The organism is Lacinutrix sp. MEBiC02595 (assembly GCF_053601555.1).
On the sequence record NZ_JBSHNU010000222.1, the window covers coordinates 86,232 to 112,548 of the forward strand.

General features: G+C 32.8%; 22 protein-coding genes and 1 tRNA gene. 15 read left to right on the plus strand and 8 right to left on the minus strand.

Annotated features, from left to right (window positions below; translation table 11 throughout):
* Positions 1-2 precede the first annotated feature (2 nt).
* Together ACVCZW_RS10260 and ACVCZW_RS10265 are read left to right on the plus strand one after the other, a co-directional pair.
* Positions 3-2,360 carry a GumC family protein gene (locus ACVCZW_RS10260; protein ID WP_452229289.1) on the plus strand — a complete coding sequence of 786 codons (2,358 nt, stop codon included), beginning with the start codon at positions 3-5 and terminating at the stop codon, positions 2,358-2,360.
* 81 nt (positions 2,361-2,441) lie between these two features.
* Complete coding sequence (locus ACVCZW_RS10265) at positions 2,442-3,053, plus strand: DUF3575 domain-containing protein (RefSeq protein WP_452232353.1); 612 nt, start codon at positions 2,442-2,444, stop codon at positions 3,051-3,053.
* A gap of 440 nt (positions 3,054-3,493) precedes the next feature.
* Here the strand turns inward: ACVCZW_RS10265 and ACVCZW_RS10270 are convergent, their stop codons facing one another.
* The 4 genes from ACVCZW_RS10270 to ACVCZW_RS10285 all read right to left on the minus strand — a co-directional run bounded on the left by ACVCZW_RS10270 (position 3,494) and on the right by ACVCZW_RS10285 (position 6,768).
* Positions 3,494-4,672: an acyl-CoA dehydrogenase family protein gene (locus ACVCZW_RS10270; RefSeq protein ID WP_452229616.1), complete on the minus strand. Its 1,179-nt coding sequence runs from the start codon at positions 4,670-4,672 to the stop codon at positions 3,494-3,496.
* A gap of 112 nt (positions 4,673-4,784) precedes the next feature.
* Complete coding sequence (locus tag ACVCZW_RS10275; protein ID WP_452229617.1) at positions 4,785-5,498, minus strand: tRNA1(Val) (adenine(37)-N6)-methyltransferase; 714 nt, start codon at positions 5,496-5,498, stop codon at positions 4,785-4,787.
* A 39-nt stretch (positions 5,499-5,537) separates the two neighbouring features.
* On the minus strand, positions 5,538-6,068 hold the full coding sequence (gene rimM / locus ACVCZW_RS10280) for a ribosome maturation factor RimM (RefSeq protein WP_452229618.1): 531 nt from the start codon (positions 6,066-6,068) through the stop codon (positions 5,538-5,540).
* A gap of 193 nt (positions 6,069-6,261) precedes the next feature.
* Positions 6,262-6,768: a 30S ribosomal protein S16 gene (locus tag ACVCZW_RS10285; protein WP_452229619.1), complete on the minus strand. Its 507-nt coding sequence runs from the start codon at positions 6,766-6,768 to the stop codon at positions 6,262-6,264.
* Positions 6,769-6,903: 135 nt separating this feature from the next.
* Between ACVCZW_RS10285 and ACVCZW_RS10290 the strand changes: the two genes are divergently transcribed.
* The 8 genes from ACVCZW_RS10290 (at position 6,904) to ACVCZW_RS10325 (ending at position 18,226) form a co-directional block, all read left to right on the plus strand.
* Positions 6,904-7,953, plus strand: a complete 1,050-nt coding sequence (locus ACVCZW_RS10290) for a DUF6252 family protein (protein WP_452232354.1) — start codon at positions 6,904-6,906, stop codon at positions 7,951-7,953.
* A gap of 140 nt (positions 7,954-8,093) precedes the next feature.
* Positions 8,094-12,479 carry a DNA polymerase III subunit alpha gene (dnaE, locus tag ACVCZW_RS10295; protein ID WP_452232355.1) on the plus strand — a complete coding sequence of 1,462 codons (4,386 nt, stop codon included), beginning with the start codon at positions 8,094-8,096 and terminating at the stop codon, positions 12,477-12,479.
* A gap of 215 nt (positions 12,480-12,694) precedes the next feature.
* Complete coding sequence (gene trxA, locus ACVCZW_RS10300; RefSeq protein ID WP_452229622.1) at positions 12,695-13,012, plus strand: thioredoxin; 318 nt, start codon at positions 12,695-12,697, stop codon at positions 13,010-13,012.
* A gap of 343 nt (positions 13,013-13,355) precedes the next feature.
* Positions 13,356-14,285 carry a DUF58 domain-containing protein gene (locus tag ACVCZW_RS10305; RefSeq protein ID WP_452232356.1) on the plus strand — a complete coding sequence of 310 codons (930 nt, stop codon included), beginning with the start codon at positions 13,356-13,358 and terminating at the stop codon, positions 14,283-14,285.
* A gap of 81 nt (positions 14,286-14,366) precedes the next feature.
* A tRNA-Asp gene (locus ACVCZW_RS10310) sits at positions 14,367-14,440 on the plus strand.
* 785 nt (positions 14,441-15,225) lie between these two features.
* A complete protein-coding gene (locus ACVCZW_RS10315) occupies positions 15,226-15,393 on the plus strand; it encodes a hypothetical protein (RefSeq protein WP_452229624.1) in 168 nt (55 codons plus the stop codon).
* A 130-nt stretch (positions 15,394-15,523) separates the two neighbouring features.
* Complete coding sequence (locus tag ACVCZW_RS10320) at positions 15,524-17,533, plus strand: ATP-binding protein (RefSeq protein ID WP_452229625.1); 2,010 nt, start codon at positions 15,524-15,526, stop codon at positions 17,531-17,533.
* An 18-nt stretch (positions 17,534-17,551) separates the two neighbouring features.
* Positions 17,552-18,226, plus strand: a complete 675-nt coding sequence (locus tag ACVCZW_RS10325; protein WP_452229626.1) for a DNA-binding response regulator — start codon at positions 17,552-17,554, stop codon at positions 18,224-18,226.
* Positions 18,227-18,505: 279 nt separating this feature from the next.
* On the opposite strand, the gene ACVCZW_RS10330 is transcribed toward ACVCZW_RS10325, so the two are convergent.
* Complete coding sequence (locus ACVCZW_RS10330) at positions 18,506-19,015, minus strand: DUF456 domain-containing protein (RefSeq protein WP_452229627.1); 510 nt, start codon at positions 19,013-19,015, stop codon at positions 18,506-18,508.
* Positions 19,016-19,135: 120 nt separating this feature from the next.
* On the opposite strand from ACVCZW_RS10330, the gene ACVCZW_RS10335 reads away from it, so the two are divergent.
* The 5 genes from ACVCZW_RS10335 (at position 19,136) to ACVCZW_RS10355 (ending at position 23,379) form a co-directional block, all read left to right on the plus strand.
* The gene (locus tag ACVCZW_RS10335) at positions 19,136-19,495 is read left to right on the plus strand and encodes a BlaI/MecI/CopY family transcriptional regulator (RefSeq protein WP_452229628.1); all 360 of its coding nucleotides are present in this window, start codon (positions 19,136-19,138) and stop codon (positions 19,493-19,495) included.
* 1 nt (position 19,496) lies between these two features.
* Positions 19,497-20,918, plus strand: a complete 1,422-nt coding sequence (locus tag ACVCZW_RS10340; RefSeq protein WP_452229629.1) for a M56 family metallopeptidase — start codon at positions 19,497-19,499, stop codon at positions 20,916-20,918.
* Positions 20,911-22,047 carry a tetratricopeptide repeat protein gene (locus tag ACVCZW_RS10345; RefSeq protein ID WP_452232357.1) on the plus strand — a complete coding sequence of 379 codons (1,137 nt, stop codon included), beginning with the start codon at positions 20,911-20,913 and terminating at the stop codon, positions 22,045-22,047. The genes ACVCZW_RS10340 and ACVCZW_RS10345 overlap by 8 nt, the downstream gene beginning before the upstream one ends.
* Positions 22,048-22,183: 136 nt before the next feature.
* Positions 22,184-22,858 (plus strand): T9SS type A sorting domain-containing protein, encoded by a 675-nt coding sequence (locus ACVCZW_RS10350; protein ID WP_452229631.1) that lies wholly within the window; start codon positions 22,184-22,186, stop codon positions 22,856-22,858.
* A gap of 44 nt (positions 22,859-22,902) precedes the next feature.
* Positions 22,903-23,379, plus strand: a complete 477-nt coding sequence (locus ACVCZW_RS10355; RefSeq protein WP_452229632.1) for a hypothetical protein — start codon at positions 22,903-22,905, stop codon at positions 23,377-23,379.
* Between the two features lie 36 nt (positions 23,380-23,415).
* On the opposite strand, the gene ACVCZW_RS10360 is transcribed toward ACVCZW_RS10355, so the two are convergent.
* The 3 genes from ACVCZW_RS10360 to ACVCZW_RS10370 are packed head-to-tail and all read right to left on the minus strand — an operon-like array spanning position 23,416 to position 26,313.
* Positions 23,416-24,147, minus strand: coding sequence for a Bax inhibitor-1/YccA family protein (locus ACVCZW_RS10360; RefSeq protein ID WP_452232358.1), 732 nt, complete (start codon positions 24,145-24,147; stop codon positions 23,416-23,418).
* 49 nt (positions 24,148-24,196) lie between these two features.
* Positions 24,197-25,345 carry a glycosyltransferase gene (locus ACVCZW_RS10365; RefSeq protein WP_452232359.1) on the minus strand — a complete coding sequence of 383 codons (1,149 nt, stop codon included), beginning with the start codon at positions 25,343-25,345 and terminating at the stop codon, positions 24,197-24,199.
* The gene (locus ACVCZW_RS10370; RefSeq protein ID WP_452232360.1) at positions 25,342-26,313 is read right to left on the minus strand and encodes a lysylphosphatidylglycerol synthase domain-containing protein; all 972 of its coding nucleotides are present in this window, start codon (positions 26,311-26,313) and stop codon (positions 25,342-25,344) included. Before ACVCZW_RS10370 ends, ACVCZW_RS10365 begins: the two co-directional genes overlap by 4 nt.
* Positions 26,314-26,317 lie beyond the last annotated feature (4 nt).

The following is a 26,317-nucleotide window of genomic DNA, read 5'->3' on the forward strand; positions in this document are numbered from 1 at the left end:
TTATGAATACGCAATTAGAATACGACTCAGAAGACGAGCAATTAGATATTAAAGGTATTGTTAACCGTTATCTAGCATATTGGCGTTGGATTGCTTTATGCGCCATTATAGCGGTAGTAGTAGCATTTTTATATTTACGGTACACACCAAATAGTTATACAACCACAGCAAAGGTTAAGATTTTAACGGATAAAGAGGCTACAGATTTTGCCTTAGATTTAGATAAACTGTTAGGTAAAGGGAATGTAAACCTAGAAAACGAACGTGCGGTTTTACAATCGTTTCGCTTAAATCGACAAGTTGTAAACCAATTAAATTTACAAGTCGCTTACTTTAAAGAAGGTCCTCTTAATCAAATACCAGTATTTGATGCTCCATTTAAAGTGGTATATGTACCAAATTTAGTTAATGAAAAAGCACTACTGGATTTTAAAATCACCGTGTTATCCAGAGGTTATATGCTGATGAATATGGATACAGAGGAAACCATAGAAATACCAACCTTTTATTTTAATGCACCTACCACAAGCTTTCCATTTAAAATAACACCAATAGATACCGAAACTATAATGCCTGGGGAAAACCCAGTATATACGGTTGTTATTGCTAGCGAAAGTAATGCGGCGCAAAATTTAGTTAAAAACATAAGCGTCGCGCCAGATGGTAAAAACAGTGATATTTTAGTGTTGAGCTTGAAAGCAACCAATAAAGTGCAAGCACAAACTATTTTAAACACGCTTATTGAAGCATACACGGCAGATGGGATATTGGACAGGCAAGAAGTATCCAAACGCACGATATCTTTTATAGACGAACGTTTTAAATACTTAACAACCGAGTTAGATTCGATTGAAGGCGCTAAAGGAAGCTATAAGCAAAATAATAACTTAAGTATTTTTGAAGCAGATGCAGCTTCGGTTATTGAAAAAAAATCGATTAAAGAGGAACAATTATTTGAAGTAGAAACACAAATTTTGTTAGCGGATGTGTTAGCAAAAAGTATGATGAATTCAGGAAATGTGAGTTTATTACCAGCAAATATTGGTTTAAATAGTGGTGCAGTTAACACCTTAGTAAGTGATTATAATACGGCGGTTTTAGAATACAATAAATGGAAAGCTAGTGCTGGAGATAATAATCCTAAAGTCAAAATATTAAAACAAACTATTGTAGATCTTAATAATAATATTGGAAGTTCTTTAGTCGGTTACAGAAGCCAATTAGAACAATCGTTAAAACAAAACAAACAGGCACAAGGTGTTGCACAACAGTCCTTCAAAACATTGCCTAATAAAGAAAAAATACTGCGAAGCATTGAGCGTCAACAATTACTAAAAGAGAATTTGTATGTATTGTTATTGCAAAAACGTGAAGAAGCAGCAATAACTATGGCTGTGACCTCTGCCAATGTTAAGGTGATAGATTATGCCATTACCAATTCGATTCCTGTAGCGCCAAAACGTAAAATAGTGTTATTAGGTGCTTTATTAATGGGATTAGGATTGCCAATTGGCTTGTTATATTTAAAGTTTTTAACCAATACAAAAATCTATACAGGGAAAGACGTAGAAGCAATAAATGCGAATAACCCTATTGTAGGTGAAATACCTGTAATTACGAATGCAAAAGAGGTGTTGAAAACAACTTCTGGAAACTCACAAACTGAAGAAGCCTTTAGAACATTAGTGAATAATTTAAACTTTACACTAGGGAAGCAACAAGGTTTGGGAGGACAGGTTATTGGAATTACATCCTCAGTAAAAGGAGAAGGTAAAACAACGGTTGCATTTAATGTTGCAAAAACCTATTTTACACTAAAAAAGAAAGTACTATTGGTTGGGGCAGATTTAAGAAATCCCCAATTACATACGCTAATTAATGAGTCTAAAAATACAGGAGGATTATCTAATTATTTAAGTGATACAACCTTTAAGTGGGATGAAGCGGTATTGAATATGAATACAGGTAGCAAGGATTTTGATTTGTTATTATCTGGTCCAATTCCTCCAATGCCAACAGTGTTATTATCTAGTACGCGTTTTCAAGACTTTATAAGAGAAGCACGATTGCAATACGATTACATTATAATAGATACAGCACCAACCTTGTTAGTTGCAGATACATTAACCTTTATTAATGATATGGATTTTACTGCTTACGTCGTGCGATCTGGTATCACAGAAAAACCACTTGTAGAGTATTCTAAAAAATTAGTAGATCAGAAAAAGATAAACAATATGGGATATATCATTAACGATATCGATCATAAAGGATCTTATGGATATGGCTATAATTATGGTTACGGTTATGGTTATTCTGCCGAAGCACCTAAAAAAAGTTGGTATCAATTCTGGAAGTAAATAAGGAAAGTTATCAATGCGTAGTCTCCAAAAAAAATCCAACTGCTAAAGAGGAATATGAAGGGTGTTAATAAAAATATATTGAAACAACAACGTCTTATTATCACTGTTTTTACCATATGGTTTGGTATTAGCACACAAGCACAAACAGAGGTGAAGTTTAATGTGGCATCGGCAGTTTTGTTAATGCCTAATTTTGGTATTGAAATACCTTTAAGTGACCATTCTAGTGCGCAACTAGATGTTTTAGGCGCTTTTTGGGATAGTTTTCAAGGAGTTCCCTTGCAGGTTATTCAAGTATTTCCTGAATATCGCTATTATTTTAAAGAAAACAGAAGGAGTTTTTTTATAGGAGCACATGTTGGTTTTGCTATGTTTACGTTACAAAAACCAAAGGGTTTAATTCTTTATGATCACTATCAAGATCCGGATACGTATCCAGATTTAGGAGAAGATAACTATACTTCTGGAAGAACTACATTTTATGGATTGACTACAGGATACAAGAAAAAATTTAATGAACGCTGGGGATTAGAATTATTTTTGGGAGGTGGCTTATCACAAACCAATTACAAAGGTTACGAGGGTTTAACTAGAACAGATGTTGATGAAGAAAATTATAGAGACTTTAATGGTAGTGGTGAAGTATTGTTGTATCGTGGCGGTATTATGCTAATATATATGTTAAAATAAATAAAATGGACTCGTAATCTAATAGTAACGATTATCTCTTAAAAATTTGGAGAAGGCTAAAAATAAATAAAAAAAACGCTTCTAAAAGAAGCGTTTTTTTTATTTATTTAGAGTGGAATAATCAAATGTCGCTCAATATACTTCCGCAACAACCCCATAAGAGTAGAATAATCAAATGTCGCTTAATATACTTCCGCAACAACCCCATAAGAGTAGAATAATCAAATGTCGCTCAATATACTTCCGCAACAACCCCATAAGAGTAGAATAATCAAATGTCGCTCAATATACTTCCGCAACAACCCCACAAGAGTGCAATAATCAAATGTCGCTCAATATACTTCCGCAACAACCCCATAAGAGTGCAATAATCAAATGTCGCTCAATATACTTCCGCAACAACCCCATAAGAGTGCAATAATCAAATGTCGCTTAGCGACCTATTTGAAGGCGTTTAGGCCAGTAACATCCATTCCTGTAATTAGTAAGTGAATATCGTGCGTACCTTCATAAGTAACCACGCTTTCTAAGTTCATCATGTGTCTCATAATAGAATATTCGCCACTAATTCCCATACCACCTAACATCTGTCTAGCGTCACGAGCAATCGTTAAAGCCATATCCACATTATTTCGTTTCGCCATAGAAATTTGTGCGGAGGTAGCGGTTCCATTCTCACGCATCACACCAAGACGCCAAGCTAATAACTGTGCTTTTGTTATTTCGGTAACCATTTCTGCTAATTTCTTTTGTTGTAATTGAAACTGTCCAATTGGCTTACCAAACTGAATACGCTCTTTACTGTAACGTAAAGCAGTATCGTAACAATCCATGGCAGCACCAATCGCTCCCCAAGCAATACCAAAACGAGCAGAATCTAAACACCCTAAAGGAGCGCCAAGACCAGATTTGTTTGGTAATAAGTTTTCTTTTGGCACTTTTACGTTGTCGAAAATTAATTCGCCAGTAGCACTCGCACGAAGAGACCATTTGTTATGTGTTTCCGGCGTAGTGAAACCTTCCATGCCACGTTCTACAACAAGACCATGAATACGTCCGCTTTCATCTTTTGCCCAAACGACAGCGATATTACAAAAAGGTGCATTAGAAATCCACATTTTTGCACCATTTAAAAGATAATGATCTCCCATATCTTTAAAATTGGTAACCATTGCGCCCGGATTACTACCATGATCAGGTTCTGTTAATCCAAAAGAACCAATCCATTCTCCCGAAGCTAATTTTGGTAAGTATTTATTGCGTTGTTCTTCGTTTCCGTATTTCCAGATTGGGTACATCACTAAAGACGATTGTACAGAAGCTGTACTACGAACTCCAGAATCACCACGTTCTATCTCTTGCATGATTAAACCATAAGAAATTTGGTCTAATCCAGCACCTCCATATTCTTCCGGAATGTAAGGTCCGAAAGCGCCAATTTCGGCCAATCCTTTAACTATTTGTGTTGGGAATTCTGCTCTTTGCGCATAATCTTCAATAATAGGAGAAACATCACGTTTTACCCATTCTCTTGCGGCATCACGAACTAATTTGTGCTCTTCGGTAAGTAATTCATCAAGGTTGTAATAATCTGGTGCTTCGAATAAATCGGCTTTCATTCTAATTATGATATTTTAAGCTTCTAATTTTTGAGAATTACCCAAAATAGAAGGCGTTATTTTATAAGTTTAACAAAAGTAACGAAATCGTTTTCATTGCCAAATATAAATATCACATTTTAAGATAAAAATCTTTCGTCAAATTTATGTAGTCTTCTGTGTATTGGTGTCTTGCGGTTTCTATAATGAGTTCTTCTTTCTCTATATCGCTTTCGCGGAAAGAAAATTCTAAAAGACTTCGTTTAATTTCGGAAGTAGACGAACCCTGAACATGTAAAATTCTATTCGGAAATAATTTGGACTGGGAAGCCAACGCTATAAAATTTGCTTCTTCCTTAAACGGAATAATAACCGAGAAAATACCGTCTTCTATTAATAAGGAAGCAACACTTTCTACTAAATGATCAAAAGGCATGGCATCTTGAAACCTTGCTAAATCACGTTGTACGTTTTCAGTTTTAAAGTCTTCGGAATAAAAAGGAGGATTTGATATAATCAAATCATATTTATCTTCAATCTCTTCGGTGAACTCTTCTAAAGCAGCGTGATAACAAAAAAGGCGGTCTGCCCAAGGTGCATTTTCAAAATTATCAACACATTGTTCATACGCATTTTCATCAATCTCCATCGCATCTATAACTTCTGCTTGACTGCGTTGTGCCAACATAAGAGACAGAACACCTGTTCCTGCTCCAATATCCAGAATGGCAAAAGGGTTTTGTTTTACAGAAGTCCAAGCACCAAGTAATACCGAGTCTGTACCAATTTTCATAGCACATTGATCTTGATTTACTTGAAATTCTTTAAATTGAAAAGGTTTGCTCATAATAAAAGGCCTTCCTTTTGGGAAGGATTTAGGATGGGATTATTCTTCTAAATACAAATCAATCAATCCTTCAGGGGTTTCCACAAGAATTACTTTATTTTCTTTATCCACTTTTTTAATAAAATGGTCGTTCATCGGAATTAAAATTTCAATACCATCTCTATCTATTTCAAAAAGAGCCTGTGCTGTGGTGTCGTTAATTCCTGTAATAATTCCAACATCACCAAAGTTGGTGTCTTTTACAGTAAAACCTATAATCTCATGAAAGTAGAATTTATCACCTTCTAGTTTTGGTAGAAATTCTAGAGGTAAATATAGATTACTCTTTAATATGGCATCTGCATCTTCTTCTGTGTTTACGTCTTCAAACTTGATACGTAATAATTCCGATTTATGTAATTGTGCATTTTCAATAAAAAAAGGAATAAGGTTTCCTCTTAAATCTATAAAAACAGATTCTAAACCATCATAAATATCTGGTTCATCTGTATCTAGTTTTACTAGAATTTCACCTTTAAAACTGTATTTTTTTACAATTTTACCTAGAAAAAAACAATCTTCTTTTTTCATAATAATGCAATTATTTTGTCACACTGAGCGCAGTCGAAGTGTTTCGTACTAGTATAACATAAAGGTTTCGACTGCGCTCCACCTGAAATGGATTGAAAAGTGGAGTGTTTATATATGTAATAAACAACATTATTTCCAATAAAAAACTCCAATACAATTGTATTGGAGTTTAAAAGTATAAAAAATATTTTTTTTATTCTTCTTCGTTAGATGCTTCTTCTGCAGGAGCATCTTCTGTAGTTTCTTCTACAACTGGAGCTGCTGCTGCAATTCTAGCTTCGTTAGCTGCTTTTTCAGCTTCAAAAGCTTTCGCTTTTGCATCTGCTTCCACCTTAGCTAAACCATCTGTTTTTGCACCAACTTTACCTTCTTTTTCTTCTAACCAAGCAGTAAACTTCGCTTCTGCTTGCTCTTCTGTTAAAGCACCTTTAGTTACTCCACCTTTTAAATGTTTTTTTAACAAAACACCTTTGTAAGATAAAATAGCTTTCGCTGTATCTGTTGGTTGTGCACCATTTTCTAACCATGTTACTGCACCATCAACATTTATTTCAATAGTTGCTGGGTTAGTATTTGGGTTGTAAGCACCTAATTTCTCTAGGTATTTACCATCTCTTTTCGCGCGAGCATCTGCTGCTACGATCCAGTAATAAGGTTTTCCTTTTTTACCGTGTCTTTGTAATCTAATTTTTACAGGCATAATAATTAATTCATTGAGGTTCTCGACCTCTGGTTATTAATAAGTGTGCAAAGATACTATAAATAATTTATATTCAACTTTTTATATTAATCATTTTTTTATGCTATTTTTATGCTCTCAAATTATATAAAATTTATGAAAAAGATATTCCTATTTGTTATTTCCGCTTTATTTATGGTGAGTTGTGGTGAAGAACTTGAATCTAATACGCCAGCTTTACAAGGTAAAAAAGATGGTACGTTATGGAAAGCAGATTATTATAGTGCTGAAATTAATAGTAGCGGACAGTTAATCATTAACGGAGGGAGAGGAAGTGAAATCGTTACCTTAAAAATGGGAGCGGCTGTTGGTACTTATGTTTTAGGAGAAGGAAGTGCTAGTGAAGCTGTTTTTACAAGTATTCAAGATGTGATGCATTCTACAAATAATGAGCCAGATGAAATTATTCAAATTTATCCGGCGGATGGGGAAATTGTAATTACAGATTATGCAGATTCTGGTAATAAAGTGTCGGGTACATTTTGGTTTAATGCATTTTCGGACTCTGGTTTGAATAAAGTGAATTACAGTCAAGGAGTTTTTTACCAAATCCCAGTTTCTGGAGGTGGAGGTTCTACTGTTGTTGCTTGTGATGATGCGGTTGCTGCTACCGAAGCGGCTTTAGTAATTTATAATGCTACAGATAATACTAGTTCCAATTATCCTCCTGCGTGTAATGCGTATAAAGCGGCATTAATGCAACAAATTACTAGTTGTGGTGATGATACAAATACTTTACAAGATATTATAGATGGTTTAGATTGTACACTTCCTTGTGATGTAGCTACCGCTAATACCGATGCAGCTTTTGCAATTTACGATGTTACGGATAGCTCAAGTGCTGATTTTGCTTCCGTGTGTAATGCGTATAAAACAACATTAGAGCAACAAATTACTAGTTGTGGTGATGATACAAATACCTTACAAGATATAATAGACGGTTTGGATTGTGGTGTAGGTACAACTCCTGGCGTATGTCAAACCTGTTCTATCACTTCATTTCCAGATACAGAATATTGTGATAATGGTGATGGGACAATGACGGTGTCTATTGCTGGAGCTCCGGGATCTACTTTAGATGTTCCAGGAGGTTCTTTTAGTGCTTATATGCAAGCACTAGAAGGGGCAGGGTATTCTTGTAACTAAAAGATTTAAAATATATATTTAAAAGCGCAATCCATTTGGTTGCGCTTTTTTTTGTTTAAAACTGTTTATAACTTTCCGCCGCTAAAAGGGCAATTTTTCGTAATTTTATCGTTCTCATTTATTCAGAAGAAAACACCTTTATGTACTTAATTTTTGATACCGAAACTACTGGTTTACCGAAACGTTGGGACGCTCCAATTACCGATACCGATAATTGGCCTCGATGTATACAAATAGCTTGGCAACTGCACGATGCTATGGGAAACTGTATCGAAAGTCAGGATTATTTAGTACAGCCAGAAGGATTTAATATTCCGTATGATGCAGAGAAAATTCATGGTATTTCTACCGAACTAGCACAAGAACAAGGTGTGCCTTTAGCAACCGTTTTAGAAAAATTTAATGAGGCTTTAGGTAAAACGAAGTTTGTTGTTGGACAGAATGTAAAGTTTGACCTGAATATTATGGGAGCGGAGTTTGTTCGTGGAAACGTAGTAAATCCATTACAAGAACTTCCTGTTTTAGATACCTGTACCGAACATACCGCAAGTCTGTGTGAGCTTCCAGGTGGTAGATACGGTAAATTTAAATTACCAACCTTAACCGAGTTGCATCAGTTTTTATTTGATGCTCCTTTTGGTGAAGCGCATAATGCAACTGCCGATGTCGAGGCAACCACGCGTTGCTTTTTTGAGTTAGTTAGAAGAGAAGAATATACACAAGAACAGTTAGATGTTCCCGATGATTATTTTCAGAAGTTTTCCGAAGAGAATCCAAAAACCATAGCGTTAATAGGTTTAAAACATATTAATCTGAAGCGCGAAAGTGCTAAGATTAATGAGCGATTACAAAAAGCACAAGCGACAGATATTTCTTCCGAAGAAATAAAAGAAAATATAGCGAGTCTGCAAACTGTAGATTTTACGCATTTGCATAATCATTCGCAGTTTTCGGTATTACAATCTACTATTAGTGTTCCAGATTTAGTGGCTTCCGCAGCAGAATATAATATGTCTGCAGTCGCACTTACAGATCATGCGAATATGATGGGGGCTTTTCATTTTGTGAAAGCGGTAAACAATCATAATAAAAGTGTAAAAGCTAAAAATGAAGAAGCTGTAGCAAGAGGAGATGCGGCAACATTAAACGAAATGAAACCCATTATTGGTGTGGAGTTTTTTGTTTGTGAAGACCATTTAGATAAAACTAGAAAAGATAATGGGTATCAAATTGTACTTATTGCTAAAAATAAAAAGGGGTATCACAATTTAGCCAAATTATCGTCGCATGCCTTTGTAAATGGATTTTACTATTTGCCAAGAATTGATAAAAAACTGATAGAAGAATACAGGGAAGACCTTCTTTGTTTAACAGGGAATCTTTATGGTGAGGTACCAAGTAAGGTTTTAAATGTAGGAGAAAATCAAGCGGAAGAATCCTTATTATGGTGGAAAGAACTGTTTGGTGATGATTTATATATAGAGTTAATGCGTCATAATCAAGATGACGAAAACAGAGTGAATCCTGTTTTAATTAATTTCGCTAAGAAGCACGATATTAAACTCGTAGCTACCAATAATACCTACTATTGTAAAAAAGGAGATGCGAATGCACACGATATTTTGCTGTGTGTAAAAGATGGTGAAAAACAAGCGACTCCTATTGGTAGAGGACGTGGTTATAGATATGGAATGCCAAATCAGGAATACTATTTCAAGTCTCCTGATGCCATGAAAAAATTGTTTAAAGACGTTCCGGATGCGATTTCAAATATACAGGAAGTTGTAGATAAAATTGAACCTTTTCAGTTGGCTCGTGATGTATTATTGCCGGCGTTTGATATTCCAGAAGAATTTGTTTTTGAAGAAGACAAAGCCGATAACGGAAAACGTGGTGAAAATAAATTCCTTAGACATTTAGTGTATGAAGGTGCTAAAAAGCGCTATGGCGAAGAACTTTCAGAAGAAGTTGTAGAGCGTTTGGATTTTGAGCTTAGCGTTATTGAAAAAACCGGATATCCTGGGTATTTCCTAATTGTAGAAGATTTTATCCGCGAAGCCAGAAATATGGATGTTTCTGTTGGTCCTGGTCGTGGTTCGGCAGCAGGTTCTGTGGCAGCATACTGTTTAAAGATTACCAACATTGATCCTTTAAAGTATAACTTGCTTTTTGAGCGTTTCTTGAATCCGGATCGTGTAAGTATGCCGGATATTGATATCGATTTTGATGATGAAGGTCGTGGTCGTGTGATGGATTACGTTATCGAGAAATACGGAAGCAATCAGGTGGCGCAAATTATTACCTATGGTACGATGGCTGCCAAATCTTCTATTCGTGATACTGCACGTGTTTTAGATTTACCATTATTTGATGCGGATAGAATAGCTAAGTTAATTCCTAATATGTCTAAATTAGGAAAGATTTTTGGAGCCGACGAAAAGAAGCTGAAAAGCATGTTTCGTGCGGAAGATTTAGAAAAAGTAAATGAACTTTTAAATATTTCGGATGGAGATGATTTACCTGCCGAAACCGTAAATCTAGCAAGAACACTAGAAGGTTCGGTTCGTAATACCGGAATTCATGCCTGTGGTGTAATTATTACACCAGATGATATTACCAAGTTCGTTCCAGTTTCTGTAGCAAAAGATTCTGGTTTATATGTCACACAATTTGATAACTCGGTTGTAGAAGATGCCGGACTATTAAAAATGGATTTCTTGGGGTTAAAGACTTTAACTTTAATAAAAGATACCGTAAAGATTGTAAAGGCAAAACATGATATTCTATTAGATCCAGATAGTTTTCCTTTAGATGATGTAAAAACCTACGAACTCTTCCAAAGAGGAGAAACCGTTGGTGTTTTTCAATATGAATCGCCAGGAATGCAGAAGCACCTTAAAGATTTAAAACCAACGGTTTTTGAAGATTTAATTGCCATGAATGCATTGTATCGTCCTGGTCCAATGGAATATATTCCTAGTTTCGTAAAACGTAAACATGGAGATGAAGAGATAGAATATGACCTTCCAGCCATGGAAGAATATCTAAAAGAAACCTACGGTATTACAGTATACCAAGAGCAGGTAATGCTACTTTCCCAAAAGCTAGCAGATTTCACGAAAGGGGAAGCCGATGTACTGCGTAAAGCGATGGGGAAAAAGCAAATTGCGGTTCTAGATAAGATGAAACCAAAGTTTATTGAGCAAGCAAGTGCGAAAGGGCATGATGCCAAAAAACTAGAGAAGATCTGGAAGGATTGGGAAGCCTTTGCAAGTTACGCCTTTAATAAATCGCATTCCACATGTTATGCTTGGATTGCCTATCAAACCGCATATTTAAAAGCACATTATCCTGCAGAATATATGGCAGCGGTACTTTCAAATAATATGAACGATATCAAATCGGTTACCTTCTTTATGGAAGAATGTAAACGTATGAAATTAAATGTTCTTGGTCCAGATGTCAATGAAAGTTTCTATAAGTTTTCTGTAAATCAAGATTATGCCGTTCGTTTCGGAATGGGCGCAATTAAAGGGGTTGGTCATGGTGCTGTAAAAACCATTGTAGATAATAGAGAGAAAGAACCCTATAAGTCCATTTTCGATTTAGCAAAACGAATCGATTTACGTGCAGCCAATAAAAGAGCTTTCGAAAACTTAGCATTAGCAGGAGGATTTGATGGTTTTGGAGATGCGCATAGAGCGCAATATTTTCATGATGAAGGCGACGGCATTACCTTTTTAGAAAAAGCCGTAAAATATGGTGCAAAACACCAAGAGAATGAAAACTCAGCACAGGTAAGTTTGTTTGGAGCCGCTAGTGATGTGCAAATAGCAGAGCCCGAAATTCCGCCATGTGAAGAATGGGGAACCATGGAGAAACTAGCGCAAGAAAGAGAAGTAGTAGGTGTTTATATTTCGGGACATCCTTTAGATGACTTTAAAACAGAAATGAAAACCTTCTGTAATGCCAATATTTCGTTATTTAATGATCTAGATACTTATGTAAATCGCGAACTTACTTTTGGTGGTGTAGTTAGAGATATACAACATCGCGTAAGTAAACAAGGGAAAGGTTGGGCGATGTTTACTATCGAAGATTATACCGATAGTTTTGAGTTTCGAATGTTTGGGGAAGAGTATCTAAAATTCAGACATTTTTTAATGCAAAACAATTTTGTGTATGTGAAAATATTTATCCGTGAAGGTTGGGTGAATAAAGACACCGGAAAGAAAAGTGATCCTAGAATGCAATTTAATAGTTTTCAGCTGTTGCACGATGTGATGGAAACCTACGCTAAAAAGCTATCTATTCAATTAAATATTAAAGAATTAGAAGTCGAAAAAATTAGAAAACTAAAGGAGTTATTACAAATGCATCCTGGAAATCAAGCGTTAAATTTTGTGGTTTATGATAATGCCGAACAAATAAAGCTTCCTATGATTAGCCGAAAACAGAAAGTAAAAGTAAGTCAAGAATTGTTGAATGAATTAGATGATCAACAGGTGTATTATAAGTTGAATTAGAACGCGCGCAAAGGATGGATGCGGCATCCTTTTTTGCTATTAAAAGCAAAAAAGATATAGTGGAAAGCCTGGTTTATGCGCCCAAATAAAAAACGAATATAGACATAACCAATAAAGCGATAAATAGAACAAATTGGCAGTTTGTAAGCTTTGGCAAAATTTTTGACTAATATTGCATATTAACATGAAGTAAAACTCAATTAAAACATAAAATTATGGCATTAGAAATCACAGATGCAAACTTTGAAGAAACAGTATTAAAAAGTGACAAACCAGTAATGGTTGACTTTTGGGCAGCTTGGTGTGGACCATGTAGAATGGTAGGACCAATCATTGACGAAATAAGCACAGAATACGACGGTAAAGCAGTTGTAGGTAAGTTAGACGTAGATGCAAACCAAGAATTTGCAGCCAAATATGGTGTGCGTAACATACCAACGGTTTTAATTTTTCAAAACGGAGAAGTTGTAGGTCGTCAAGTAGGTGTTGCTCCAAAAACTGCGTATGCAGAGGCAATCGATGCGCTTTTATAGTATATAAAGTAAAAGAAAAGATAAAAGGTTTGCTGTTATGGCAAACCTTTTTTAGTTTAGGGCTATTATAATTATGGCGTTTTTTCGTTTGCAAAAAAAGCAAAAGAAAACCAGGCTTGGAGTTTATCCTGAGCGGAGTCGAATGGGCTAAATCTTTTTATTTGACTACTTCTCGACTAGTTATACTAGCTACCTTCAAACAAAATATATGTTGTTTGAAGGTAATGCTCGAAGAGACAAATAAAAAGGATATCGCTGCAATCCTTAACGCAAACCACCTCGACTTTATGCTTTTGTATAAAGCCACTCCTTCTTAAAAAAGGAGGAGAGTAACACATATAAAATGAACTTAAGAGACGAACTTAATAAAGCTGGCGGATTTAAAAACCTGGAACTCCTTGCCAAGCAAGTGGTAGAAGGTTTTATTTCTGGTATGCATAAAAGTCCGTTTCACGGCTTTTCAGCAGAATTTGCAGAACATAAAATTTACAATCAAGGTGAAAGTACTAGACATATTGATTGGAAGCTTTTTGCAAAAACAGATAAGCTATACACCAAACGTTATGATGACGAAACGAATCTGCGTTGTCATATTATTCTAGATAATAGTAGTTCTATGCATTATCCTGAAATGCAAGATTTTTCTATTAACCATTTAAATAAAGTGGCTTTTTCTGCATTAGCGTCTGCATCATTAATGCATATGTTAAAAAAACAACGGGATGCAGTAGGATTAAGTATTTATAGTGATGCGTATGATTTTTATGCGCCAGAAAAAGGAAGCGAACGTCATCATCAAATGTTGCTAGGTCAACTTAGTGATGCGGTAGTTACAAAGGCGCTAAACAAGAAAACCGAAACGTACAACTATTTACACCTAATAGCTGAAAAGATGCATAGAAGGTCTTTAATATTCCTTTTTACAGATATGTTTCAAACTAGTGAAGATGAAGTGAAGCTATTTGAAGCATTACGCCATTTAAAGCATAATAAACATGAAGTAGTGTTATTTCATGTATTTGATAAAAAGAAAGAGCTAAGCTTCGATTTCGATAACAAACCAAAGCGTTTTATGGATGTGGAAACTGGAGAGTACATAAATTTATACTCAGAAACGGTAAAAACCAATTATGAAAAGGCAGTTTCAGAATATTTTGATACCCTAAGATTGAAATGTGGTCAATACAGAATAAAATATGTGGAAGCAGACATAAATAAAAATTTTGATAATATACTGACAACCTACATGATAGAGCGACGGAATTTTATTTAATGATTTTTTTTAAAAAAAAACCTTAAAAAATGTTTGAAATACTAAATAAGCAATGTATATTTGCACTCGCAATAAAGCAACGGTCTGGTAGTTCAGTTGGTTAGAATACCTGCCTGTCACGCAGGGGGTCGCGGGTTCGAGTCCCGTCCAGACCGCGAAAATTGCTAAAGCTTCTCTTCGGAGAAGCTTTTTTTAGCAATACCATTTAGTTGTGTTGTTTGATAGATGTTAAAGTCTATCAATGGTTTAAGTAGTTAAACCGATGGAAAGCTTTCCTTTTTCACTTGTGAAATTGTGAAGCTTTTTTATTTTAAAGCATTTTCTATTTCTATATAAAATCTTAAACCTGAATGCCTTCATTCGGGTTTAAGATTTTATCATTAGTCAATTTACGTTCTAGAATAATGCAAGTCTTCAAGTATGGAACTACAAAATATGGAGGTATTTATAAAGCTCTATTTCAAAGTCTCCCAAGTAAAAGAAGCTAGTAAATTAGATTTTTTTTGTTTAAATATATTGTGTTGTTTGATAGGTGTTTAGGTCTATGGAGTGGTTTACATAATGAAACCAATACATAGCCTTCTTGTTTTACTTGTGAAATTGGGTTGCTTTTGGATTTTAAATACTTTTTTTGCACAATATAAATATAAATTGTACATTTGACCGACGAAATAAGCGTTTTGTCGTATTTTTTGTTTTCTTAATTTAGTATTTCTATATATTTGATAACCTTAATTGGATTTTTCAAAAAATTAGAAATCAACCTATTAAGGTTCTTTAATTCATTTTATTTATTCCCTCAATAAATTCAAAATAGATTTAGTGTCTACTTTGTTTTTTTACAGTAAGTTTTCTATTTCTCTTGTATAAAGATATTTGCCTTAGCAGATGCTTTGTATAAAGTATATATAAAAGATTATTAACTATAAAATTAAATAAAATGAAATCCCTAAAAATTACAGTATTAGTAGCAGTAGTATGTGCAATCTTCGCATCTTTAACTCCACAAGACAAACCAGCTCACGAAAAAGATAAAAATAGCGAGACTATTGTAAAAGTGACTCTTAAAAAAGAAAAAAAAGGAATTAAAATTCCACAACAAAGTTAAAATATATTATTTTTAAAAAAAGGGTGTTTCTAAAGAGATATGGAAACCCCTTTTTTATTTAGCTATTTATTTATTTTGAATGCTGTTTAATTAAAAAAGTATAAATTTGATTTAATACATAAATAAGTCATTGAATAAACTTTTACTTTTTATCATTACAGTGCTGTATGCATCTAATTTATTTTCTCAAAATAAAAAAGTAGATAGTATTGTTATATTACGAAATCTTGCGAATAACAACGAGATTGAAGTTGATATGCGTTTTGAATATGCTAGAAAAGCGATTAAGAATTCTATAGTTACCAATCAGGACTCTACGGTGTTAACTAGCAAAAGGGTGCTCTCTTACCTGTTTCTTATCCATGGAGACTATGATTCGTTATTTAAAATTAATCATGAAAATTTAAAATTAGCAACTAAAATACAAGATTCTATAGCGCTTGCAAATACAAACAATATTCTTGGTTTGTATCACCATATCAATGAGAAGCATGATAGTGCTTATTACTATTATTTTAAAGCCGTTAAATTATTTGAATCTTTAGAGGATATAAAGAATCAAGGAGAAGTATTAGCCAACATGGCAGATATACAAGAAACGGAAAGAGATTATATAGGTTGTGAAAACAATGCTATTCGATCCATTGCTTTAATAGAACAGTTGCCTGAGAACGATTATAACCTAGAAACCTTATGGTACGCAAATAATCTAATAGCAATAGTTTCTGCCGAATTAGAACAGTATGAGAAGGCATTAGAATATTATAATAAAACACTTGCTATTTGTGATAGAATGAAGGATTCTTACGAGAAAAGATTGTTTTCTAATATCAATATAGCTGCTTTGTATAGAAGAAAAGGAGATTATATTACAGCAGAAAGACTTTATGAAAAGTTATATAAAGATACTACTGTTTTTGAGTATGATCCAACTTCTTATTCTATAATTCTGTCTGGATTGGCTAATGCAAAATTTATTAATAAAACAGCTAGCAATAGCGAAGTGCATCAATTATTTAATAAAGCGTACGCTATTAGTAAAAAAGAAGCCGATGATGTTGGCCTTTTATCTATTAGTATGGATGTATCCGAATTTTATTTAGAAACTAAAAATCTAGATAGCGCTAGATATTATGTAGATAATGCGTATCAAATTGGTAAAGAATTAGTAGCAAATGAAACGATATTAGAAGCACTTCTATTAAAATCGAAAATTGAAACAGGAGAAAAAGTTAAAACAAGTCTAGATGCCTATATAAAATTAAGCGATAGTTTACAAAAAGCAGAACGCTCTATTAGGAATAAATTCGCAAGAATAGATTATGAAACAGATCAAATAAAAGCAGAAAAGGAGCAAGTTTCCAAAGAACGATTTTTGTTTTTATTGCTCTCCATAGGTTTGTTTGTAACGCTTGCTCTATTGTATGTGGTAATTACACAACGCTCTAAAAATAAAGAATTAAGGTTTGTTCAAGAACAGCAAGAAACGAATGAAGAAATTTATAATCTCATGCTTTCACAACAAGATAAAATTGATGAAGCTAGAAGTACCGAAAAGAGAAGAATTTCTGAAGAACTTCACGATGGTATTTTAGGAAGACTTTTTGGAACTAGGCTGAGTTTAGATAGTTTAAATAGGAGTACTACCGAAGATGCTATGAAGTCTAGAGAGAATTATATAGATGAGTTACAAGCTATCGAGCAGGAAATTAGAAAAGTGTCTCATGAGTTAAATACCGATTTTGTTTCCGGGTCCGGTTTTGCAGATATTATTAAGGCATTATTAGAAACGCAAACAAGAGCTTATGAGTTAGACTATAAGCTTATCCACAGTGATTCTATACATTGGGATAATGTTACCAATAAAACTAAAATTCATATCTATAGAATATTACAAGAATCCCTTCAAAATATATATAAACACGCTAATGCTTCCTTAGTAGAAATTAGCTTTAGTATAAAAAATAATGTAATTTGTATCGCAATTTCAGATGATGGTTCTGGTTTTGAAGTAAGCAAATCCAAAAAGGGAATTGGTATTAAAAATATTACCTCCAGAGTCAAAGAAATTAAAGGAGTATTAAAAATTAAATCGCAAATAAATAAAGGAACAACCATTACCATTAAAATTCCAATCTAGCAAAAACGCCCTAACTGAATGCAAGAAATAATTAAAATATTAATGACAGATGACCACCCTATGATTATAGAAGGTTATCAAAACACACTGTTAGCGACCAAAAAAGAAACCCAAGAATTGCAAATAGATATTGCAAATACCTGCGATCAATCTATTGCGTTAATGCAAAAGTCTAAAGAGGAGGAAAGTCCTTATGATATTTTGTTTATGGATATTAGCTTACCTCCTTCGTCTGACGGAACCATAACTTCGGGAGAAGACCTTTCTAAATACGCTAGAGACCTTTTGCCAGATGCTAAAATTGTTATCCTTACCATGTTTAACGAGCCATATAGAATACATAATATCATTAAAGAAATTAAACCGGAAGGTTTTGTTATAAAAAGTGATTTAACTTCTAGAGAATTGGCTAGTGCATTTCAGGCCGTTTTAAATAATCCTCCATTTTATAGCACCACGGTTACCAAATATTTAAAAACAGCTTTAGAATCTGAAATTGAAATAGACGACATTGATCGAAGAATTTTGTATCTACTTTCTCAAGGGATAAAAACAAAAAGCTTAACAAAACATCTTGGTATTTCTACTAGTTCTGTTGAAAAAAGAAAAAAGAGCTTAAAAGAAGTTTTCTCTATCACAGATAGCCAAGATGAAACCTTACTAAAGGAAGCTAGAAATAAAGGTTTTCTATGATTTTTGTGCGAATTATCTTTTTCTAAATGTTAATTTTTGAAATTTATTCATTTTTTTGAAACCTTCAAAGTCTTGAAAAGCTTGAATAGTGTGGTTTTTCCGTAAGTCAATTACGGTTTTTCCGTAAGCGTGTTCTGTATATTATATCTATCTTAGTACTATCAACAACGCATAGTTAGTTAATCCCCTCAGATAAAATTATGTTGATTATAGCATGAACTAAGTCTTATAATTTCATTTTTATGAAATTGTAAGACTTTTTCTATTCCCACGTGTTTGTTAAAAGCTGAAAATACTGGCTTTATATTCCCAAAAAGTCATAATAAAAAATCCAAAGTAAACGATAGCAACAATAAACTTTAAAAAAGTTCCTGTTAAAAAACCTAAAAAAGAACCAAAAGCCGCTTTTATGGCAGTTTTAGAATCTGCTTTATTAAGTAGTTCTCCTATAAGTGCACCAACAAAAGGCCAAATTATAATACCAAAAACACCAAATATTGGAAAAAATATAGAAATCAATAAGCCAACAGTAGTACCAATCATGCCCATTTTACTTCCTCCAAATTTTTTAGTGCCAAGCGCAGGTATGATATAATCTAAAGCAAAAACAAGTAGTGCTATTATTAAGGTAATAACCAAAAACCACTGATCATTTGGTACCGCTGTGGTAAGATGTAAAAGTAAAAGTCCAATCCAACTCATTGGTGGGCCAGGAAGCACAGGAAGAAAACTACCAACGAGTCCAATAATTATAAATAGAAAGCCCATAAAGGCTAAAAATATATCCATGTATTTTTTCTTATAAGACGAAGATAATTAAACAATGTTACATTTTTGTAACTAAAAAATTAGTTCAAACTAAAAAATTAGTTATATTTGTATTGTTGAACTAAAAAGTTAGTTATAAATATGAAGCAACTTACAAAAGCAGAAGAAGATATAATGCAAGTACTTTGGCACCTTGAAAAGGCGAATGTAAAAGCAATAATTGAAGAGCTTCCAGAACCTAAACCAGCGTATAATACAGTATCCACAATTGTTAGGATTTTAGAAAGTAAAGGCTTTGTAGATTATGAAAAAAAGGGAAAAGGACATATTTATTTCCCATTGCTTCAACAACAGGAATACAGTAATCAATCTATAAATAAATTAGTAGATAATTACTTTCAAGGCTCTTTTAAAAGCATGGTTTCTTTTTTTATGAAAAAGAACGATATAAGTTTAAATGATTTAGAATCGGTACTTAAAGAAATAGATAAACAAGAATAATATGTTGCACTATATATTACAAACCATCGTTTTTCAATTGCTGTTTTTAGTAGTTTATGATCTGTTTTTAAAAAGAGAAACCTTTTTTAATTATAATAGAATATATCTGTTATCCACGGGATTGCTTTCTTTGATATTGCCTTTTATTCAAATGGAAAGTTTTAAAAATATAGTTACTCAAAAATATAGAATACTACTTCCAGAAGTCATTTTAGGTGATGCTAATAATGTCAATGCAATAACGGTTGTAAATCAAGATGTGTATGCGATTTGGAATTATATTTTATACATAGGGATCTGTATTGCAGCATTCGTATTTGCTTATAAAATCATTCAAATAATACGGTTGATTATTGATAATCAGAGATATAAAAAAGGGAATTTAATAGTTGTAAGATTAAAAGAAAGTAATACCGCTTTTTCCTTTTTTAATTATGTGTTTTTGGGTGAAGATATTGAAGAGAAAGACCATGATGCAATTTTTAAACATGAGCAAATTCATGTACTACAAAAACACACCTTAGATTTATTGTTTTTTGAAATATTACGAATTCTTTTCTGGTATAATCCAATGGTTTATATGTATCAAAATAGAATAGCAAACGTGCATGAGTTTATTGCCGACAAAAAAGCAGCTAAAAACAATAACAAGAAATATTATGAGAATTTATTATCGCAAATTTTTAATGTGAAACAAATCTCATTAGTCAATCCATTTTTCAAACAATCATTAATCAAAAAACGAATCGTTATGTTACAAAAATCAAAATCAAAAAAGAGAAACCTTATCAAGTATGCTATGCTATTGCCAGTACTTGCGTGCATGTTAATTTACACTTCCTGTTCACAAGAAGAAGGAACAGCAGTACCATTAGATCAGGATATGGAGCAAGTGGTTGAAAAATTTAGAAACCAATTACAAACAGAAAATAGTACATTAACAAAAGCAGAGCGTCTGGAACTAGCAGAATATATTATTGACGAATTTAAAGCCAATGTTGAAGATAATGGTAAAACAAGTTCTGGAAGTATTAGTGCATCTAGCATTACTAGCAGTGATGAGGTCCCTTTTTCCGTTATAGAAAACGTTCCTGTTTTTCCTGGATGTGAAGGAGAAGTAGATAACAAGGAAAGAAAGAAATGTATGGCTGGAAAAATTAGCAATTTTGTAAACAAGAACTTTAATATAGGTTTAGCGCAAGAATTAGGATTAAAATCAGGGAAACACAGAATTAGCGTTCAGTTTATAGTAGATAAAAACGGGGATGTAGTCGATGTAAAAGCAAGAGCACCACATCCAAAATTAGAAGTAGAAGCGATTAGAATTGTAAGCTTATTACCTAAAATGAAACCGGGTATGCATCTGGGTAAAGCGGTGTCGGTTCCTTACGGATTTCCAATACAGTTTCAAATAAATGAATAAACTTCTTTCCTTTTTTTGTCTATTTATAATTTTTAAAACGGAAGCGCAAACTTCGGTTTTAAAAATTGCAGATAGTTTATATGTTTATGGTAATTATTCTCTTGCTATAACAAATTATAAGCTACATAAAAAACAACAAGAAGTATCTTATAAATTAGCGCAAGCATATCAAGCAATAGGGAACTATGAGGAAGCTTTAAAATATTACAAACGAGATGCTCTTTTTAGTCCAGAAAATCAATTAGCGAAATATCAATATGCTAAACTATTAGCAAAAACAAAAAAATTTAATGCAGCATCTGGTTTGTTTTATGAGCTTATAGATTTAGATTATAAAAATCCAGAGTATCATTATCAACTAGGTTTAGTTTTAGAAAAATTAAAAGATTCTTCTAGTCAGAATAGATTTTATAGTGCGTATCAATTAGATAGCACGCACCAAAAAGCTATTTATCAATTGGCTAAGTTTCAGCTTAAAAATAAAAATTATGCACTTGTAGAAAAGTATACCAATATTGGACTACAAGCATATCCTAATAATGCAGAGCTTATCAGTCTAAAAGCGCAAAGTTATTATAGCCAAGAAGAATATAGAAAGGCAATAGAAAGCTTGGTTCGATTAATTAATTTAAACGAAACTTCTTTATTTATATATGAAAAATTGAGTTTTAGTTACGCTAAAATCGATGCTTATGATAAAGCAATAGAACACCTTTTGATTGCTTTAGAAATGGAACCTCAAAATGCTTCAAATGTATTTATATTAGGTCAAATGTATGATAGGAAAGGAAATCCTGAAATAGCAGAAAAGTATATGAAGCAGGCTCTGGATTTATTCGATATTCCATTGGATGATAAATTTATACAGTTAGCGGTTGTACTCAATCAGCAAAAAAAATATAAGGAAGCTATAGCTATTTTAAATACGGTGATACATGAAAATCCAGGTAATATGCGCGCATGTTTTTTTATGGTAATGGCAAAAGATAAGTATTATAAAGATGTAACAGCCAAGTTAGAAGCCTTTCAAGCCTTTGAAAATAGTTTTCCTAACAATATATATTCTTCCATTGTAGAACAGCGAATATCCCAATTGAAGTCCGAAGAATTTAATACCATAGAAAATTAAAATTGTAAAATTGTGTTTTTATACTATCCAATATTGGATAAAGGTACTTCATCGTATTTTCGTGCATTTCCTTTGTTTTTTTTATAATTCGGAATTTTGTAGCGTTAAAATCTATTTTTTTTATTTATTTCGTAGAATGAGAAATAAGGTACTATTTATAATTGGGCTGTTATTTTGTACAATAACGGTGTCTTCGCAAGTAAATTTAAATTGCCAGCAAACGTGTGTTGTTGAAAAAACAGAATATACAGGAGCGCTTTTAGGCGTGCGATTAAAACCAAATTGTGGAGATAAAGGAGCTTATATTGCTGAAATAGTAACTAATTCTGCGGCAGACAAATCTGTTTTAGAAGTTAATGATTTGATATTGTATGCAGAGGATATAGAAATAAAGTTTCCTAAGCACTTTATAGACATTGTTGCAAAAAGCAAACCATTTCAGGAAATTCATTTGGTTTATGAAAGAAATGCAAAGGTATATTCTACACAAGTAGTTTTAGACGCCAAAACTTCAAAAATAGTAAAACAAGAAGTGTGTTGTGATACTTTTAATTTAAAGGAAAGCATAGCGATTTATCCTAATCCTGCAGTTAAAAACCTACATGTAACCTTTAAGGAAGCCGTTCAAGAAAACTATACTTTTGAAATTTTCAATTTAAATGGAGTCCGTTTTTTTAGCGAAGAAAACGCCAAATTAAATAACAACCTTACAAAAGCTATTTCTGTAGAAAATTTAGAAGATGGTGTGTATGTTTTAAAGATCCAACAAGGTTCTAACGCGCACTCTAGTATGTTTGTGGTTAAGAAATAATCACATTTAATTTATAAATTGTACATTTCGGTTTTCTTTAACATATGCAAAGGATTCTGCTTTTTTTATTGTTTTTAGGAGTAACTTCCTGTAACTATTTTAATGTGAAGAAAACATCTTCAGAAGCTATTCTTGAAGAAGAACTACAAACGTTTAACTGGAATGAAGTGGACGTGTACCCAAGTTTTGAAACCTGTACTACTTCTTCAGATCAAGAAAACAAGAAAAAGTGTTTTCAAAATACCTTAACCGAAGCTATTTATAAGCATTTAGCTGCAGAGAAAATAGTAGTGACGCAAGACATTCAAGATACTATTTTAGTGCATTTTCAAATCTCTGAAACTGGCGAGTTACATCTTATGGATGCGAAAATGGATTCTGTAACGATTCTAGAAATCCCCAATATGAAAGTTTTATTACATCAAAGTTTAGATTTTCTTCCGGAGATATATCCCGCAATTAAAAGAGGACAACAAGTAAAAACGCAGTTTACACTTCCTATTAAAATTCAAGTAGATTGATTTTTTAATTCTTGAAATTGAAATTCGGAAGGATTTTTAATACCTAATCGCTAGCTTTTTCATCAACCTTAAAATTTCTACATACAACCAAACTAAAGAAACTAAAAGGCCCCAAGTGGCAAGCCATTCTTTACTTTTTGGAGCGCTATTTTTTTGTCTTTCTATATATTGAAAATCTAGAAGTAGTGTTAATGAAGCTACAATTGCAGCAATAACATTAAATGCAATAGCGATTAAAGAAGTCCCCCAAATAAAGGACTGAAATCCAAAAAAGTTTAAAATCCAAGAAATAATATATACTAAAAATATACTGGAAGCCGCGGTGATAATAATGCTTTTTAGTTTTTGTGTAACTACTATAATTCTAGTTTGATACAGCAAAAGTATGGTAAAAAAAGTGATGATAGTAACACCAATTGCCTGGTAAGGCATATTCGGAAATTTGGCATGCGCAAAACTACTTATTCCTCCTAAAAAGAAACCTTTGGCAATGGCATATAAAGGCACCAAAAAAGGAGCCCAATTGTGTTTGTAAGATATAATAACGCTAATAATTATAGAAGAAATTATTCCGCCATAAAGAAACCATTGCATGTCAAAGCCAGCACTGTAAAGACTCCAAACATATACGGTGATTACTGCAATAATAGCGATGCAAAAAAGCGATTTAATAACAATACCAGAAACTGTCATTTTAGGAGCAGACGATTTTTTATCCTTCCAAAAGTAATTAGAAAAAGCAGGATTGGATGTTTTATCTAAACGCATAGTGTATTCATATTTCGTGTAAAACTACAAAATATAAAGGGGAAAACAGTTATTTGCTGAAAGCCCTACCTTTCCATTTATAATTAGAAAAAATGGAAACAAAAACAACGTAAACACTAAAAAAGGGATATAGAAAACAGCTGAATAAATAAGACGATAAAAAAGATTCTTGATGATAAAAACGAACCGTTTTAAACAACAATAAAAAGTCGATACTACACTTGATTAAAAATAGATATAAAAGTATTTTAAAATTAAAAACACCAGCAATACTAACTGTCAATGCAGCAATAAGGGAAGCATTCATTAGTAAAACAATTAGCCCGGCTATTTTAGCAAAACTATTTTTATAATTAGCAGATTTTGAAGCCCAACGTACACGTTGCGAAATTAATTTGCTAATCGTTTTTTCAGCTTCGGTAGTTACAACTGCGTGTTCACATTTTAAATAATGTACTTTTTTAGCATCTTGTTTTACAGCCTTTTCCAATAAGAAAATATCATCTCCACTTGCAATATTCGTGTTCCCTTGAAAACCGTTCACCGTTTTAAAAAAATCTTTTTTATACGCTAAATTTGCGCCATTACATAAAAAGGGTTTGTGTATCCCAAAACCACCAATGGTTGCACCTTGAAGGCTTAAGAAATCTAGTAATTGAAAGCGATCTAAAAATGAATTTACATGGCTATACGTGACGGGAGCAACTATAAAATTCGCATCGTTTTTCTGTATAAACGCATCTAAAGTATCTAGCCAAAATTTGGATACAATACAATCTGCATCTGTGGTAAGGATCCAATTGTGTTTCGCAATTTGTATGGCAGAAGTGATAGCATCTTTTTTAGGTGAATTACTTTTTCGTTTGTTCTTAATAATCTTTATTTTAGTTCGAGTGTATTTGTCGGCAGATAAATGGGTGTCGAGAATGTTTTTAATAACTGCAACCGAGTTATCTTCAGAAGCATCATCTATCAAAATAACTTCAAATAAATGTTTCGGGTATTTTAAGGCTGCAATAGATTTTAAAAGTTTCGGTAAATTTTCAGCTTCGTTTCTAAACGGAATTAGTATAGAAAACATAGTTTTAACTTCTACATCTTCCAAAGAAAAAGGCTTTACTTTATCAAAACCAATGGCTAAACTTCCTATTAAAAATAAGTAAGCAATGGTAATAGCAACAAATAGTAAAAGGATCATTCTGCTTTGTTTTTTGGAAGTTTAAAGGTAAGCACATAAAAGCTCCCAAGTATACTTGGGAGTACGAAATTTAAAATCCACATGAGTAGAATAATACTTAGAATGGTAAATGCATCGATACCAATTTTGGTAAAAATATAAACAGCTACACTTCCTTTAATAATAACGTCTAATATAAATATGGAAGGAATTACAGACGAAATTAAATACATACTTGTTATGGCAATCATGGCTTGAAAATACGAAAGGCCAACACCAAAAAGATCAAGTAAAAAATAAAATTGAAACGAAAAAACCAAGTATCTTAAAAGCGATACTATAAAACTGGACACTATTATTTTTCTTGCAATATTTTTAACGAAACTTTTTACTTTCTCTATAGAAAACCCTTTTATTTTAAAACGTTTTTGTTTTAACCCTAAAACAGAAAATATAGAAATAACGGCTATAATAATTAAGAATCGCGGTACTCTTGAAAAGTTAAAATCGACCGGATATGCTATGGCAAAATAGTACAAACCAAAAATACCAAAAAGCAAGGTGATGGACATTTGCATCATGTTTCCAATAAAGTTTAAAAGGACAACCCGTTTTCTGTGTTCAGTAGTAAAATATAAAGCTTTAGCACCATAATCACCTATTCGATTTGGTGTTAAAAGTGACGCTGTTAAAGCACCTAAACTTTGTTTTAAGGCTTCATAAAAAGATATTTTTTTAATAGAAGATACTAAAATTCGCCATTTTGAAATTTCTAAAAACCAATTAAAAATGCTTATAAAAAGTAAAAAAATCACGTTTTTTAAAGAGAAAACATTGTTTTGGTTCGAAAAAGCAACAAATTCGTTGAAGTCTAAATCGTTGTTTGTGGTTAGTTTATTATAAATAAAATAAAAAGCACCAATTACAATACTTAATTTAATAAGTACAAAAAAGAATTGTTTAGTTTTGTATGGTAATGTTCTATACATGATG